Origin of the sequence: Lawsonibacter faecis, assembly GCF_014287675.1 — a bacterium.
Taxonomy (GTDB): Bacteria; Bacillota; Clostridia; order Oscillospirales; family Oscillospiraceae; genus Pseudoflavonifractor; species Pseudoflavonifractor faecis.
Genome location: NZ_JACOPQ010000002.1, coordinates 51,210 through 65,279, shown reverse-complemented (window position 1 = coordinate 65,279; position 14,070 = coordinate 51,210). Strand labels below are relative to the sequence as shown.

The window sequence follows — 14,070 nt, the reverse complement described above, 5'->3', positions numbered from 1 at the left end:
AGAGCCTCCTCGTATTGCGACAAATGTCCTTTTTATTTTACCGAAAACGGCCCCCCCGGACAAGGCGCAGCTCCGCCAATCTTTTTCGTTTTATAGGTGTCAAACCGGGCAATTTGTTGTATAATACAAAAATGCGGAATTCAGATCGCCGGGGCGGAAATATTTACAGCACCCGGCGGAATACCCGCCGCTTCCGCAGAAGCGGGAACCTTCCTCCGTACGGAATTTCGCCCCGGCGTACCGTATGGACCCATAAAGAAAGGAATGGTCGCGGATGACCAACGTCACCCACAGAGAACTTCTGCCCGGCGTGAACCTCACGGCGGTGCATACCACAAAATTCAAGTCGGCCTATCTGGGGCTCCAGCTTCTGGCGCCCATCGACGCGGTTTCCGCGTCGATGGGCGCGCTGATCCCCATGGTCCTGCGCCGGGGGACCGAGCGCTTTCCGGGGCTGGAGGCCGTCTCCGCCGCTCTGGACGAGCTCTACGGCGGCGCCATCGAGCCCATGGTCCGCAAAAAGGGCGAAACCCAGTGCGTGGGCTTTATCGGCAGCTTCCTGGATGACGCCTATACCCCCGACGGCGGCAGGCTTCTGGAGAGCGCCACCGGCCTGATGGGGGAGCTGCTGCTCCACCCCGCCACTGAGAACGGCCGCTTTGTCCCCGCCTACGTGGAGGGGGAGCGGAGCAATCTGATTGACGCCATTCGCGCCCAGATCAACGACAAGCGGCAGTACGCCGCGCTGCGGCTGGTACAGCTCATGTGCCGGGACGAGGCCTACGGCGTGGACCGCCTGGGCAGCGAGGCGTCGGCAGCGGCCATTACAGGGGAGCGTCTCTGGGCGCGGTACCGGGAGCTGCTGCGTACCGCCCGGATGGAGCTATACTACTGCGGCAGCGCCGACACAGACCGGGTGGAGGCGGCGTTCCGCGCCGCCCTGGCGGGGCTGGAGCGGGCGGAGGCGGACGAGCTGGTTGCGCTGGAGTGCGCCGTACGAGGCGGCCGGGGCCAGGCGGAGCCCCGTTGCTACGAGGACGCGCTGGACGTGACCCAGGGCAAGCTGGCCCTGGGCTTCCGTACCGGGGGAAGCAGCATCTGGGAGGACGACTATCCCGCCCTGATGATGTTAAATGCGCTGTACGGCGGCACCACCACATCCAAGCTCTTCCTGAACGTCCGGGAGAAGCGCTCCCTCTGCTACTATGCCAGCTCCCAGTTGGAGAAGCTCAAGGGGCTTATGCTGGTGTCCTCCGGCGTGGAGTTTGACAAGAAGCAGGAGGCCCAGGACGAGATTCTGGCCCAGCTGGAGAACTGCAGGCAGGGGCGCTTCGACGCCCAGGAGCTGGAGGCCGCCCGCCGCAGCGTGGTGAGCAGTCTGGGCGCGCTCACCGACAGCCAGAGCAGGCTGGAGGACTACTGGCTGGGACAGGCCGCGGCGGGGGTGGACGAGACCCCGGAGGCCCTCTCCGCCCGACTGGAGCGGGTGAACGCGCAGCAGGTGCAGGCCGCCGCGAACAAGCTGGAGCTGGATACGGTCTACTTTTTGAAAGGCAAGGAGGCGTGAGGCCCATGGTAAACAAGGAATACCCCAAAATCGGAGAACAGGTGGTCCACGCCGTACTGGAAAACGGCCTGCACATCTATGTGGTGCCCAAGCCGGACTACCAGAAGAGCTACGCCTTTTTCGCCACCAATTACGGCGGCATGGACATGAAGTTCAAGCTGGACGGCCGATGGCACGACACCCCCGCCGGCGTGGCCCATTTTTTGGAACACAAGATGTTCGACACGAAGGACGGCAACGCGCTTCAGGACCTGGCGCGGGGCGGCGCTTCCCCCAACGCCTTCACCAGCTCCGCCATTACGGGCTATTATTTTGAGAGCACGGAAAAATTTTATGAGAACCTGAAAATCCTTCTCTCCTTCGTCTCCGTCCCCTATTTTACCGAAAAGAGCGTGGACAAGGAGCAGGGCATCATCGGCCAGGAGATCCGCATGGTGGAGGACGACCCGGAGAATCGGATTTTTTACGCCATGCTGGAGGGGCTCTACAGCCGACACCCCATCCGGGTCCCCATCGCAGGCACGATTGAGTCCATCTCCCACATTACCGCCGACACCCTCTACGCCTGCCACAAGGCCTTCTACAATCCGGCCAACATGGTTCTCTGCGTGGCCGGCAACGTGGACGCGGAGCAGATCTGCGCAATGGCCCGGGAAATTCTGCCCGGCGAGGGCAACGGCGACATTCAGCGGGATTACGGCGAGGCGGAGGACGGCAAGGCCGCCAAGAGCCGGACGGAGCTGACGATGGAGGTCTCCACGCCCCTCTTCCAAATCGGCTGGAAGGCGGACAGCGCCCCGGCGGGGGAGGAGCGGCTGCGCCGGCAGCTCATCGGCGAGCTGGCCTGCGAGGCGCTCTTCGGCTCCTCCAGCCCGCTCTACGCCAAGCTCTACGCCGACGGCCTCGTGAACAACAGCTTTGCCTACGGCTACGAGGCCTATCCCGCCTGCGCCTACCTCTGTGCGGGGGGGGAGAGCAAGGACCCCGACGCGGTCAACGCCGCCATCGCCCAGGAGGCGGTACGCGTGGGCCGGGCCGGGGTGGACGCAGGCCTCTTTAACCGGCTCAAGAAGGCCGCCTACGGCGCGCGGGTGCGCAGCCTCAACTCCTTTGAGTCCATCTGCATCAATCTGGCCCAGGGCCACTTCGCCGGGGTGGAGTACCTCCGCTTCCCAGAGGTCTTCGACTCCATCGGGAAGAAGGACGTGGAGGACTGCATCCGCAGCTATGTCACCCCGGAGCGCACTGCGCTGGCCGTGGTGGCGCCCAGGGAGGAGCGGACATGATTCATACCGTCTCCTTCCCGGGGCTGGGCCTGGAGTTTACCCTGAACCGGGAGGCCGTCAACATTTTCGGCTTCTCCATCTACTGGTATGCCGTCATCATCGTCTCCGGCGCCCTGCTGGCCTGGTTCTACTGCAGCCGCAAGGGACCCAAGCTGGGTATCTCCGCGGACGATCTCATCGACATGCTCATCTTTGCCGTGCCCCTGGGCCTCATAGGGGCGCGGCTGTACTACATTATCTTTTATCTGGACCTCTTCCGAAACCCGGACGGCAGCCTGGACTTCCTCAGGATGCTGAGCACCCGGGACGGGGGACTGGCGATCTACGGCGGCGTCATTGCGGCGGTCATTGTGCTGTGGTTTGTCTGCCGCCACAAGAAGATCTCCTTTCTGGCCTTCGCGGACCTGGGGGCGTTCGGCCTGCTCATCGGCCAGTGCGTGGGCCGCTGGGGCAACTTTGTCAATGTGGAGGCCTACGGCGGCCTGACCGCGCTGCCGTGGCGCATGTGCTCGGAGAAAATCGCCAACGAGCTCTTCAGCCAGGGGCTGGTGGACGCGGCGGGCTGGCAGCAGGTGATGGACGGGACCCTGGGCGTACACCCCACCTTCTTCTACGAGTCGCTCTGGAATTTTGTCGGATTCTTTCTCCTGGTATATCTCTCCCGGAAGTGGCGTAAATTTGACGGACAACTATTTTTCACCTATCTGGCGTGGTACGGCGTCGGCCGGGGCATTATCGAGGGCCTGCGGACCGACAGCCTCTACTTCATGAACACCCCTGTCCGGGTATCCCAGGTGCTGGGCTTCGTCTCGGCGCTGGCGGGCGCGGCGCTGATCGCATATTTTCTCTCGAAGAAACCCAGACCGGAGGACCTCTGGGTGAACCGGCTGGCGGCCCGGAAGGCCGCGGCCGCGGAAGCTGCGGAGCCGATGGATGAGATAGCAGCAGTCAACGGCGAGGAGCAAAAAAGCCCCAACGATGAAAAGGAGGAAAACAGCGATGCCGGCGACCATCATTGACGGAAAGGCCCTGGCGGCCAAGTGCAAAGCGCGGATCAAGGGCGAGGTGGAGGCACTCTCCAAGCGCCCCGGTCTGGCGGTCATTATCGTAGGCGACAACCCCGCCTCCCGCATCTATGTCAACCACAAGAAGAAGGACTGCGAGGAGTGCGGCATCTACAGCGAGGAGTACGCCCTGCCGGAGCAGGCCGCCCAGAAGGAGCTGCTGGAGCTCATCGACGTGCTCAACGGCAGGGAGGACATCGACGGCATCCTCTGCCAGCTCCCCCTGCCGGAGCAGTTTGACGAGAAGGCGGTGCTGGAGGCCATCGACCCCGGCAAGGACGTGGACTGCTTCCACCCCTATAACGTGGGCAAGCTGATGATCGGCGAGCCGGTCTTCCTGCCCTGCACCCCCGCCGGTGTGATGGAGATGCTGGACGAGTACGGCATCGACCCCAAGGGCAAGCACTGCGTGGTGGTGGGCCGCTCCAACATCGTGGGCAAGCCCCAGGCCATGCTGCTGCTCCACCGGCACGCCACCGTCACCATCTGCCACTCCCGCACCCCCGATCTGGGCGCCGTGACCCGCCAGGCGGACATCCTGGTGGCCGCCGTGGGCAAGCGGGACCTCATCACCGCCGACATGGTGAAGGAGGGCGCCGTGGTCATCGACGTGGCCATGAACAAGAAAGAGGACGGCAAGCTCTGCGGAGACGTGGCCTATGCCGAGGTGGCCGAGAAGGCCTCGTACATCACCCCCGTCCCCGGCGGCTGCGGACCCATGACCCGGGTCATGCTGCTTCAGAACACCCTGACCGCCGCCCGGACCCACGGGAAATAAAGAATCTCCAAATAGCAACAGGGGCAGCCGCTGCGCGGCTGCCCCTGTTGTCGTCATAGCCGCCCCGAGACAAAATTCCAGCCTGTTTCCCATGTCCCGAGACAAAATTCCCGGTCCTCGGGGTGGTCAATGCGTGCCCTTCCTGCTAGAATGAGGCCAGACGAGAGAAACGGAGGGGACTTCGATGGAACAGGATTTCAGTGAACGGCTCAAGAAATACAGGCGGGAGAAGAATCTGACCCAGCAGGAGCTGGCAGATCTCCTGCAGGTGAGCAACAAGACCGTCTCCCGCTGGGAGAGCGGCGGCGGATATCCGGACGTGCCCATGCTGGTGCCCCTGGCCCGGGCGCTGGGGGTGAGCGTGGACGATCTGCTGGACGGGAAGAAGACGGTGCGCACGCTGACCAGGGCGGACTGGCAGAGCCTGCTGTCCTTCGCCTTTGCCCTGGGCGGCGGCGTGTGCTTCTACCTGCTGGACCTCTTTATGCCCATGCTGGTGTGCTACCTGGCCTACCTGGGCTGTATGGCCTACGGAATCTACCTCCAGCGGCACTACTGCTATCAGAGCCGCTGGTTCCGCATTGGGAACGCAGTGATGAACTTCTCGGTGAATGTGACGCTGGTGGGGAAGTGCGCGGTCACGGCGCTGACCCTGTCCGGGATGGGCGATCCGTCCGGGGTGCTGCGCCGGATGCTGACGAACCAAATGCCCGCGCTACTGCTGGCGGCGCTGGGCATTCTGGCGGGCGGGGCGGTTCTGACGGCCATTACGCTCTATCTGGCGGAGCGGCGGGGCCTGGGGACGCTGCGGGGTCTGCGGCTGGTATTCCGGGTCCGGGGCGGCGGTTTTGGCCGGTTTGTCCCCGCGGTGGGGATGGGGCTGCTGACCGCGTTTTGGGGTGTTTTTCTGGTACAAAACCTGCCTTTGGAGGTCTATTTGAATCAGAAATGGATTTACTGGGGGCTTTTTGGCGTTTTGCTCGCCGTTTGCGTGGTTTTGTCCTGTAAAAAGGGGCGCAGAATGGGATTTGTGCCCACGGCGGCGCTGCTCCTGGGCGGCCCGCTGCTGCCGGGGCTGGCGAGGCAGTACGCCTGGCTGGAGAACTCCCGGCGGTTCGTGGAGGTGACCGGGAAGCTCTCGGAGCGGTATCCGCGGTTCGGCGTCATCTCGCCCGGGCTGGTCGCGACGGGGGCGGTCTTCTTCTTCCTCTGCGTATTACTGGCGGTGATGAAGCTGGAACGGAAGACGGAGGAAAAGACCGAAAATTAGGAAACACATCGATGTTGATGGGGGCGTTCCCCTCATCCGTCAGGGCTGCGCCCTGCGGAAAGAAAAACCGTGCCGCCCGGAAAGCCGGACGGCACGGTTTTTGTGATTTAGAGAGGCTTCGTCGCGGCGACCAGATCGGCCATGGAGTAGATGCCGGGGGACCGGACGCCCGCAAGAAATTTGGCGGCCCGGACCGCGCCGGAGGCGAAAACCTCCCGGGACTGGGCGGAGTGCCTGAGCTCAATCACCTCGTCCCGGCCGGCGAATATGACCTCGTGGTCGCCCACGATGGTGCCGCCACGGACGGAGGAGATACCGATCTCCCGGGGGTCCCGGGGCTTGCGGACACTCTGGCGGTCGTAGACATACTCCGGCCGGTAGGGGAGCGCCTCCGCCGCAGCGTCGGCAAGCATCAGCGCGGTGCCGCTGGGGGCGTCCACCTTGCGGTGGTGGTGCCGCTCCACAATCTCCACGTCGTAATCCCCGCCCAGGACGGCGGCGGCCCGCTTCACCAGCTCCAGGAGAAGGTTGATGCCCAGGGACATATTGCCCGAACGAAAGATGGGCGCCGACCTGGCGGCCTCGTCCACGGCGGCGAGCTGCTCGGCGGAGTACCCCGTGGTGGCCAGCACCAGGGGGATGCGCCGGGTCCTGGCCAGCTCCAGCAGCCCCTTGAGGGCGGCGGGGCTGGAGAAGTCGATTACCACGTCGGCCCCGTCCTTGAGCTCGGCGGGGGAGGAGTAGACCGGAAAATCGTGGTCGCCGTTGCCGAGCAGGTCGAATCCGGCGACAATGGAGATCTCGGGATCGGCGAGGCAGATCTCCTCCACCACCCGGCCCATATGGCCGTTGCAGCCGGAAATAGCAATCCGAATCATAGCTTGAACGTCCTTTCCGAGAGAGGGTCGTAGAGGCGGCGGCCCCGCCGTGCGCCTCTGCTTATCTGTGGGGCACTTAGAGCAGCCCTTTCCGCGCCATGGCGGCCTTGAGGGTCTCCAGATGGGCCTCGGAGATATCGCACAGGGGCAGGCGCAGGCAGCCCGCCTCCATGCCCATGAGGTCCATGGCGGCCTTGATGGGGATGGGGTTGACCTCAATGAAGAGGGCGTCGATGAGCTCCATGTAGTCCACCTGGACCTTGGACGCGGCGGCGAAGTCGTTCTCCAGGCAAAGGCGGCTCATGTTCACCATCACCTCGGGAATGATGTTGGCGGCCACGGAGATAACGCCCTTGGCGCCCAGGCTCATCATGGGGACCACCTGATCGTCGTTGCCGGACCAGATGTAAAAGTCCTCGCCGCAGAGGTAACGGGTGTGGGAGAGGAGGGAGAAATTGCCGCTGGCCTCCTTTACGCCGTTGATCTTGGGATTGCCGGAGAGGACCTTATAGGTGTCGGCCGTGAAGCCCACGCCGGTGCGGGAGGGGACGTTGTAGAGGATGATGGGCAGCTCCACCCGGTCGGCGATGTACTCATAGTGCTTGATAAGTCCGGTCTGGGAGCACTTATTGTAGTAGGGTGTGACAATCAGAAGGGCGTCGGCCCCGGAGTCCTGGGCGTGCTGGGAGAGGTAGACGGCGGCGGAGGTGTCGTTGCTGCCCGCGCCGGCAATGACCTTCACCCGGCGGTCCACGTGCTTGACGCAGAACTCCACGGCGGCGATGTGCTCGCGGATGCTCAGGGTAGAGGTCTCGCCGGTGGTGCCGCAGACACAGACCGCGTCCACATGGTTGTCGATTTGAAAATCGATCTGGCGGGCAAAGGCGTCGTAATTGATGGCGCCGCTCTCATCGAAAGGAGTGACCAGGGCGGGGCAGACGCCGGTAAATACAGGTTCACGCATGGAAATGACCTCCTTTTATTCCTTGGGCTCAATATAGCCCTCAGCGCAGAGCAGCTCGGCCAGCAGAACTGCGCCGCCGGCGGCGCCCCGCAGGGTGTTGTGGCTTAGGCAGACGAACTTATAGTCGTACTGGGTGTCGGGCCGCAGGCGGCCCGCGGAGATGGCCATGCCCCCCTCCAGCTCCCGGTCCAGCCGGGACTGGGGCCGGTCGGGCTCCTCAAAGTAGTGGATGAACTGCCTGGGCGCGGTGGGGAGGCTCAGCTCCTGGGCACGGCCTTTGAAGCCGGCCCAGATCTCCTTGATATCCGTGATGTTGGGCTTCTTCTCAAAATCCACGAAGACGGCGGCGGTGTGGCCGTTGGAGACGGGGACCCGGAGGCACTGGGAGGTGATGGCGGGGGACTCCGCCTTGACAATGACGCCGTTTTCAATGTGGCCCCAGACCTTCAGCGGCTCCTGCTCGCTCTTCTCCTCCTCGCCGCCGATGTATGGGATGAGGTTATCCACCATCTCGGGCCAGGTCTCAAAGGTCTTGCCTGCGCCGGAGATGGCCTGATAGGTGCAGGCCAGGACCCGCCTGATGCCGAAGGCCTCCCGCAGGGGGTGCAGGGCGGGGACGTAGCTCTGGATGGAGCAGTTGGACTTGACCGCGATGAAGCCCCGGGTGGTGCCCAGGCGGCGGCGCTGGGAGGGGATGACCTGGATATGCTCGGGGTTGAGCTCAGGCACGACCATAGGCACGTCGGGAGTCCAGCGGTTGGCGGAGTTGTTGGAGACCACCGGACACTCGTGGCGGGCGTAATTCTCCTCCAGGGCCAGGATCTCGTCCTTCTTCATATCCACGGCGCAGAAGACGAAGTCCACCAGCCCGGCGATTTTCTCCACGTCCTCCTCGGCGTTGAGGACGACAATATTTTTTGCCTCCTCGGGCATGGGGGTGGTCATGGCCCAGCGGGTGCCCACGGCCTCGTCGTATGTCTTGCCCGCGCTGCGACCGCTGGCGGCGATGACGGTGAGCTGGAACCAGGGGTGGTTCTCCATCAGCGTGACGAAGCGTTGGCCCACCATGCCGGTGCCGCCGATCACGCCTACCTTGTACTTTTTCATGTTCAAGACCTCCATTTGCTCTCTCATTTATGGTATTCCGCGCATAGCACGTCTGAGACTACTTTATCAAAAGAACCGCACACGGGCCCATGGTAAAAAACCGCATATAAAAAAAGAAATCAGCGGGTTTACATACCGGCTGATTTTGTACTATAATGTCAGGGATAGTCGCCCGGCCCCGGCATCTCACAAAAGCAGACAGCACTCCACCGGACGGGTCCGGTGACAGTCGCAGGGCTGTTCGCCCGGCGCCCAGAGAAATCCCCTCCGCGGGGGAGACCCCTTCGGCGGCTTACCCTTTCGCAGCGGCTCGGCGGGGCGTCGGACCCCTCACCGCGCTACTCTTGAAAACCGCGACCTCTATCTTGCAGAATATTTATTTTTGCCATAGTATCACAACGGCTTACCCGTGTCAATACAAGGGCGGGGCGGTCTTACACAGATTTGGAGCTGAATATGAAAAAGAAGTTTATGCAATTTGCTCTCCTGCTCCTTGCGGCCGCCCTCCTCCTGCCTGCGGGGGCGGGAGCCGCCGGAGCCCCGATGAACGCCAATGTGCGGATAGGACTCACATACGGCAGCAGCGCCGTGCCGGGGGCCAATCTGCTCAACGAGGTGGGCAGCGGCTACCGACTGGGCTATTTCGATGCCGACCTCAACTTTGTGCAGCTGGGCTGGACGGCGGAGACGGGCGTCTCCATCGTAAAAACGCAGAACGTCTGGTACGGGCCGCTGCCGGGCAGCACTCTGAAGGGCTATTCCGACGCCATCACCTCCGACGTGGCCGTGGGCTGCTACCATATCCAGCTCCCCACGGCCTACGCCTCCTTCGACGAAGCGCTGGCCGCCGCGGGCTCGGTTCCGGGCGGTTTCCCCGCCTGGGTGGACGGGGTATACTATGTGCGCGCCGGGGCCTACCTCTCCGCCGAAGAGGCCAACGCCGCCATGGCGGGGATGGAGGGGGCGACGCTGGCCGGCACCAGCAGCTACGCCGTCTCGGTGGTCAAGACGGGGACCGGCACCATCCTCTTCCAGTTCGACGGCGGCGCGGCCCTCTCCCTGGGCGTGAAGCCCGGCCTGGACGACGGCGTGAAGACAGTCACCTGGTATGCCCTCAACAAATACTACGGCGCGTTCCGCTACCAGCGCTTGAGCGGCGGCAATCTGACGGTGGTCAGCATTGTGGACCGGGAGGATTACATCAACTGCGTCATCTCCCGGGAGATGAGCTCCGGCTGGCCCCTGGAGGCCCTCAAGGCCCAGGCGGTGTCCGCCCGGAGCTACGCTGCGAACAAAGCGGGGCGGCACACTGCGGACGGCTTCGACCTGTGCGCCACCACCCACTGCCAGGTCTACTACGGCTGCGGAAGCGTCGCGGCGGATACCGCCCGGGCCGCGGCGGAGACGGCGGGGGAGTATATCTGGTACAACGGCGATGTGGTGGAGACCTACTACTTCTCCTCGGACGGCGGGGCCACCGAATCGGCCAAGAACGTCTGGGGCGGAGACACGCCCTATGCTGTGGGTGTGGCGGACCCCTGGGAGGCCGCGGTGGCGGATAAGATTTCGGCGTACAACTGGACTGTTACCTACACCAAGGCCGAGCTGGAGGAGAAGCTGCGCAGCTCCGGCCGCAACTGCCGGGAGCTGGTTGATTTTCAGGTTTCGGAGTTTACGCCCACAGGAAATGTGAGGGCAATTACCTTTACGGATAACACCGGGAAGAGCTGGACCATTTCAGGCGGCGAGAACTGCAAGTTTTTCCTGGGGCTGAACTCGGTCCGCTACACGGTCTCCGGCGGCGGGGGCAGCTATTACGTCAACGAGGACGGCGGCGTCCTGGGCAGCGTCAACGGTGCCTACGCCGTGGACGGGGACGGAAACAAGGCGCAGGTGAGCGGCACGCCCTATGTCATTACCGCGGCCGGCACTGAGGAGCTTGCGCCGGCCGGCACCACCGGGGACACCTTTACCATCACCGGCTCCGGCAACGGGCACAATGTGGGCATGAGCCAATGGGGCGCCTACGCCATGGCCAAGGCGGGAAAGACCTATCGGGAAATTCTGAACTTCTACTACACCGGGATTGAGATAAAGCAGTAACATCAAGAATGACGAAAGCTGGGAACATCCAACCAATGAAAACATCCGATTTCTACTACGACCTGCCCCCTGAGCTCATCGCCCAGACCCCACTGGACCGGCGGGACGGCTCCCGGCTCCTGACCCTGAACAAGGAGACCGGGGAGACCGCCCATATGCACTTTTTTGATCTGCCCAAGCTCCTCCGGCCCGGCGACTGCCTGGTGCTCAACGACTCCCGGGTGCTGCCCGCCCGGCTGCTGGGCCGCCGTGAGCCGGGCGGCGGCGCCGCGGAGGTGCTGCTGCTCATCGACAGGGGGGACAAGGTGTGGGAGTGCCTGGTCCGGCCCGGCCGGAAGATGAAGCCGGGCGCCCGCCTCTCCTTCGGCGGCGGCCTGCTCACCGCCGAGGTGCTGGAGGAGGTGGAGGGGGGCAACCGGCTGATCCGCTTTGACTACGAGGGAATTTTTCTTGAGATTCTCGAGCAGCTCGGCAAGATGCCTCTGCCGCCCTATATCAAGGAGGAGCTGAACGACCCCGAGCGCTACCAGACCGTCTACTCCCGTGAGGTGGGCTCCGCCGCCGCGCCTACCGCGGGGCTCCACTTCACCAGGGAGCTGCTGGACCAGGTGGAGGCAATGGGGGTGCGCCTGGCCTATGTGACCCTCCATGTGGGCCTGGGGACCTTCCGCCCCGTGAAGGAGGAGGAGATCACCGACCATGAGATGCACGCCGAGTACTGCATGATCTCCCAGGAGACGGCGGACGTCATCAACCAGACCAAGCGCAGCGGCGGCCGGGTCATCTGCGTGGGCACCACCTCCTGCCGGACCGTCGAGAGCTGGGCGGCGGAGGACGGCACCATGAAGGAGTCCGCCGGGTGGACCAGCATTTACATCTACCCCGGCTACCGGTTCAAGGTGCTGGACTGCCTTATCACCAACTTCCATCTGCCCGAGTCCACGCTGGTCATGCTCGTCTCCGCCCTGGCCGGGCGGGAGCATATTTTAGCCGCCTACCAAGAGGCCGTCGAGGAGCGCTACCGCTTCTTCTCCTTCGGGGATGCGATGTTTATTTATTAAATAAGGTTATCAACCGGGAGCGCGCGGAGGCAAATTGTCTCCGCGCGATTTTTTTTGTAAAATAGGGTTGACAACTGATATTATAAATGTTACAGTTAACGCATAAACTGTAATACACAAAATTACAGAAGGAGATGGCCGGATGAGACGAACAGCAGTCGGGGCCCTGGTTTTGGCGGGGCTTTTGGTCATGTCCGCCTGCGGGGCGGGTGGGCAGAAGGGCGGGGAAGACGCCTACCATAAAATCACCGCCGAGGAGGCCAAGGCGATGATGGACGAGGGCGGCGTGACGATTGTGGACGTGCGCACGGCGGAGGAGTATGGGCAGGGGCATGTGCCCGGCGCGGTCCTGCTGCCAAACGAGGATATCGGCGACGCCGACCCCGAGGCCCTGCCCGACAAGGACGCGGTACTGCTGGTGTACTGCCGCAGCGGGCGGCGGAGCAAGGCGGCGTCGGACAAACTGGTGGCGCTGGGATACGAAAACGTGTACGATTTTGGCGGAATCATTGACTGGCCCTACGACACCGTCGCAGGCGAAGATTAAAAGGAGTGCGCAGAGATGAAAACAGTGGATAACATCATCATCGGTTTCGGCAAGGGCGGCAAAACGCTGGCCGGGGCGCTGGCAAAGGCGGGACAGAGCGTGGTCCTGGTGGAGCGTTCGGACCGGATGTTCGGCGGCACCTGCATCAACGTGGCCTGCATCCCCACCAAGTCCCTGGAGCACAGCGCCCGCCTGTCGGCGGTCCAGGGCGGCGGCTTTGCGGAGAAGGCGGAGCGCTACCGCGCCGCCGTGGAGGAGAAGCGCCGCCTGACCGGCGCTCTCCGCCGGAAGAACTACGACAAGGCCGTGGGCGCGGGCGTGGAGGTTCTGGTGGGGGAGGCGTCCTTCCTGGACGGCCACCGGGTATCGGTGGCCCTCTCCGGCGGCGGAAGCGAGGAATTGAGGGGCGAGCGTATCCTTATCAACACCGGAGCCCGCCCCTTCATCCCGCCCATACCCGGACTTGCGGACTGCGGGGCGGTATATACCAGCGAGACACTGATGGAGCGCGACGAGCTGCCCGAGCGGCTGGTCATCATCGGCGGTGGTTACATCGGTCTGGAGTTTGCCTCCTATTATACGAATTTCGGCTCCCGGGTGACAGTCGTTCAGGACGGCCCCGGCTTCATACCCCGGGAGGACGAGGAGGTCGCCGCGGTGGTGCTCAAGAGCCTGGAGGACCGCGGTGTGCGGGTCCTGCGCAGCGCGGCGGTGCTGGGGGTGAAGGATGCCCAGGTCGGCGCGGAGGTGACCGTGAAGACCGCGGAAGGGGAGGAGGTTCTCCCGGCGCAGGCGGTATTGGTGGCCACCGGCCGCCGGCCCAACGTGGCGGGGCTGAACCTGGCTGCTGCCGGCGTGGAGCTGACGGAGCGGGGCGCGGTCAAGACGGACGAGCATCTGCGCACCTCCGTGCCCCATATCTGGGCCATGGGCGACGTGGCCGGCGGCCTGCAGTTCACCTACATCTCTCTGGACGACAGCCGCATCGTGAAGTCCCAGATCCTGGGTGACGGCGGTCGCACCACGCAGAACAGGGGAGAGGTGCCCTACAGCGTCTTCATCGACCCGCCCCTCTCCCGTGTGGGCATGACCGAGGCGGAGGCCCGCAGGAGGGGATATGACGTCAAAATTGCCCGGCTGAGCGCCGCCGCCGTTCCCAAGGCCCAGGTCATGCGGCGGCCCGCCGGTGTTCTCAAGGCCGTGGTGGACGGGGCCACCGGGAACATCCTGGGCGCGCATTTCTTCTGCGCCGAGTCCCAGGAGATGATAAATCTGGTCAAGCTGGCTATGGACGCCGGCCTGCCGTATACCGTTCTGCGGGACGCAATCTACACCCATCCCACCATGAGCGAGGCGCTCAACGATCTCTTTGCGGCGGTAAATTGAGCATGGAAAAAGGGCGCTGCGAACCAAACTTGGTTCGCAGCGCCCTTCTGGTTACATGG

At 63.7% G+C, this 14,070-nt stretch carries 12 protein-coding genes and 1 riboswitch; of the genes, 9 read left to right on the top strand and 3 right to left on the bottom strand.

What is annotated here, in order from left to right; translation table 11 throughout:
- Positions 1 to 274: 274 nt before the first annotated feature.
- The 5 genes from yfmF (at position 275) to H8S62_RS02450 (ending at position 5,965) form a co-directional block, all read left to right on the top strand.
- Positions 275 to 1,567 carry an EF-P 5-aminopentanol modification-associated protein YfmF gene (gene yfmF, locus H8S62_RS02470; protein ID WP_155146405.1) on the top strand — a complete coding sequence of 431 codons (1,293 nt, stop codon included), beginning with the start codon at positions 275 to 277 and terminating at the stop codon, positions 1,565 to 1,567.
- A 5-nt stretch (positions 1,568 to 1,572) separates the two neighbouring features.
- A complete protein-coding gene (yfmH, locus tag H8S62_RS02465) occupies positions 1,573 to 2,853 on the top strand; it encodes an EF-P 5-aminopentanol modification-associated protein YfmH (protein ID WP_186918368.1) in 1,281 nt (426 codons plus the stop codon).
- On the top strand, positions 2,850 to 3,872 hold the full coding sequence (lgt, locus tag H8S62_RS02460) for a prolipoprotein diacylglyceryl transferase (protein ID WP_155146409.1): 1,023 nt from the start codon (positions 2,850 to 2,852) through the stop codon (positions 3,870 to 3,872). Before yfmH ends, lgt begins: the two co-directional genes overlap by 4 nt.
- Entirely contained in the window at positions 3,853 to 4,695 is an 843-nt protein-coding gene (folD, locus tag H8S62_RS02455) for a bifunctional methylenetetrahydrofolate dehydrogenase/methenyltetrahydrofolate cyclohydrolase FolD (protein WP_155146411.1), read from the top strand. Before lgt ends, folD begins: the two co-directional genes overlap by 20 nt.
- A 184-nt stretch (positions 4,696 to 4,879) precedes the next feature.
- Complete coding sequence (locus tag H8S62_RS02450) at positions 4,880 to 5,965, top strand: helix-turn-helix domain-containing protein (RefSeq protein WP_186918367.1); 1,086 nt, start codon at positions 4,880 to 4,882, stop codon at positions 5,963 to 5,965.
- 107 nt (positions 5,966 to 6,072) lie between these two features.
- Here H8S62_RS02450 and dapB read toward each other — a convergent pair whose 3' ends face one another.
- From dapB to asd, 3 genes are all read right to left on the bottom strand, one after another.
- Positions 6,073 to 6,843: a 4-hydroxy-tetrahydrodipicolinate reductase gene (gene dapB / locus H8S62_RS02445; protein ID WP_155146415.1), complete on the bottom strand. Its 771-nt coding sequence runs from the start codon at positions 6,841 to 6,843 to the stop codon at positions 6,073 to 6,075.
- A gap of 76 nt (positions 6,844 to 6,919) precedes the next feature.
- Positions 6,920 to 7,807 carry a 4-hydroxy-tetrahydrodipicolinate synthase gene (dapA, locus tag H8S62_RS02440; protein ID WP_155146417.1) on the bottom strand — a complete coding sequence of 296 codons (888 nt, stop codon included), beginning with the start codon at positions 7,805 to 7,807 and terminating at the stop codon, positions 6,920 to 6,922.
- A 15-nt stretch (positions 7,808 to 7,822) separates the two neighbouring features.
- Entirely contained in the window at positions 7,823 to 8,914 is a 1,092-nt protein-coding gene (asd, locus tag H8S62_RS02435; protein ID WP_186918366.1) for an aspartate-semialdehyde dehydrogenase, read from the bottom strand.
- Positions 8,915 to 9,105: 191 nt separating this feature from the next.
- A riboswitch (Lysine riboswitch) is annotated at positions 9,106 to 9,285 on the bottom strand.
- A gap of 85 nt (positions 9,286 to 9,370) precedes the next feature.
- Here asd and H8S62_RS02430 point away from each other — a divergent pair.
- The 4 genes from H8S62_RS02430 (at position 9,371) to H8S62_RS02415 (ending at position 14,011) form a co-directional block, all read left to right on the top strand.
- On the top strand, positions 9,371 to 11,017 hold the full coding sequence (locus H8S62_RS02430) for a SpoIID/LytB domain-containing protein (protein WP_186918365.1): 1,647 nt from the start codon (positions 9,371 to 9,373) through the stop codon (positions 11,015 to 11,017).
- 35 nt (positions 11,018 to 11,052) lie between these two features.
- The gene (gene queA / locus H8S62_RS02425; protein WP_186918364.1) at positions 11,053 to 12,078 is read left to right on the top strand and encodes a tRNA preQ1(34) S-adenosylmethionine ribosyltransferase-isomerase QueA; all 1,026 of its coding nucleotides are present in this window, start codon (positions 11,053 to 11,055) and stop codon (positions 12,076 to 12,078) included.
- Between the two features lie 190 nt (positions 12,079 to 12,268).
- A complete protein-coding gene (locus tag H8S62_RS02420; protein ID WP_243141740.1) occupies positions 12,269 to 12,625 on the top strand; it encodes a rhodanese-like domain-containing protein in 357 nt (118 codons plus the stop codon).
- Between the two features lie 15 nt (positions 12,626 to 12,640).
- The gene (locus H8S62_RS02415; protein ID WP_186918363.1) at positions 12,641 to 14,011 is read left to right on the top strand and encodes an FAD-dependent oxidoreductase; all 1,371 of its coding nucleotides are present in this window, start codon (positions 12,641 to 12,643) and stop codon (positions 14,009 to 14,011) included.
- Positions 14,012 to 14,070 lie beyond the last annotated feature (59 nt).

What these genes read in the sequence shown, in the direction of transcription:
- yfmF (WP_155146405.1), top strand. Translation starts at nt 275, where the DNA reads ATGACCAACGTCACCCACAGAGAACTTCTGCCCGGCGTGAACCTCACG.
- yfmH (WP_186918368.1), top strand. Translation starts at nt 1,573, where the DNA reads ATGGTAAACAAGGAATACCCCAAAATCGGAGAACAGGTGGTCCACGCC.
- lgt (WP_155146409.1), top strand. Translation starts at nt 2,850, where the DNA reads ATGATTCATACCGTCTCCTTCCCGGGGCTGGGCCTGGAGTTTACCCTG.
- folD (WP_155146411.1), top strand. Translation starts at nt 3,853, where the DNA reads ATGCCGGCGACCATCATTGACGGAAAGGCCCTGGCGGCCAAGTGCAAA.
- H8S62_RS02450 (WP_186918367.1), top strand. Translation starts at nt 4,880, where the DNA reads ATGGAACAGGATTTCAGTGAACGGCTCAAGAAATACAGGCGGGAGAAG.
- dapB (WP_155146415.1), bottom strand. Translation starts at nt 6,843, where the DNA reads ATGATTCGGATTGCTATTTCCGGCTGCAACGGCCATATGGGCCGGGTG.
- dapA (WP_155146417.1), bottom strand. Translation starts at nt 7,807, where the DNA reads ATGCGTGAACCTGTATTTACCGGCGTCTGCCCCGCCCTGGTCACTCCT.
- asd (WP_186918366.1), bottom strand. Translation starts at nt 8,914, where the DNA reads ATGAAAAAGTACAAGGTAGGCGTGATCGGCGGCACCGGCATGGTGGGC.
- H8S62_RS02430 (WP_186918365.1), top strand. Translation starts at nt 9,371, where the DNA reads ATGAAAAAGAAGTTTATGCAATTTGCTCTCCTGCTCCTTGCGGCCGCC.
- queA (WP_186918364.1), top strand. Translation starts at nt 11,053, where the DNA reads ATGAAAACATCCGATTTCTACTACGACCTGCCCCCTGAGCTCATCGCC.
- H8S62_RS02420 (WP_243141740.1), top strand. Translation starts at nt 12,269, where the DNA reads ATGTCCGCCTGCGGGGCGGGTGGGCAGAAGGGCGGGGAAGACGCCTAC.
- H8S62_RS02415 (WP_186918363.1), top strand. Translation starts at nt 12,641, where the DNA reads ATGAAAACAGTGGATAACATCATCATCGGTTTCGGCAAGGGCGGCAAA.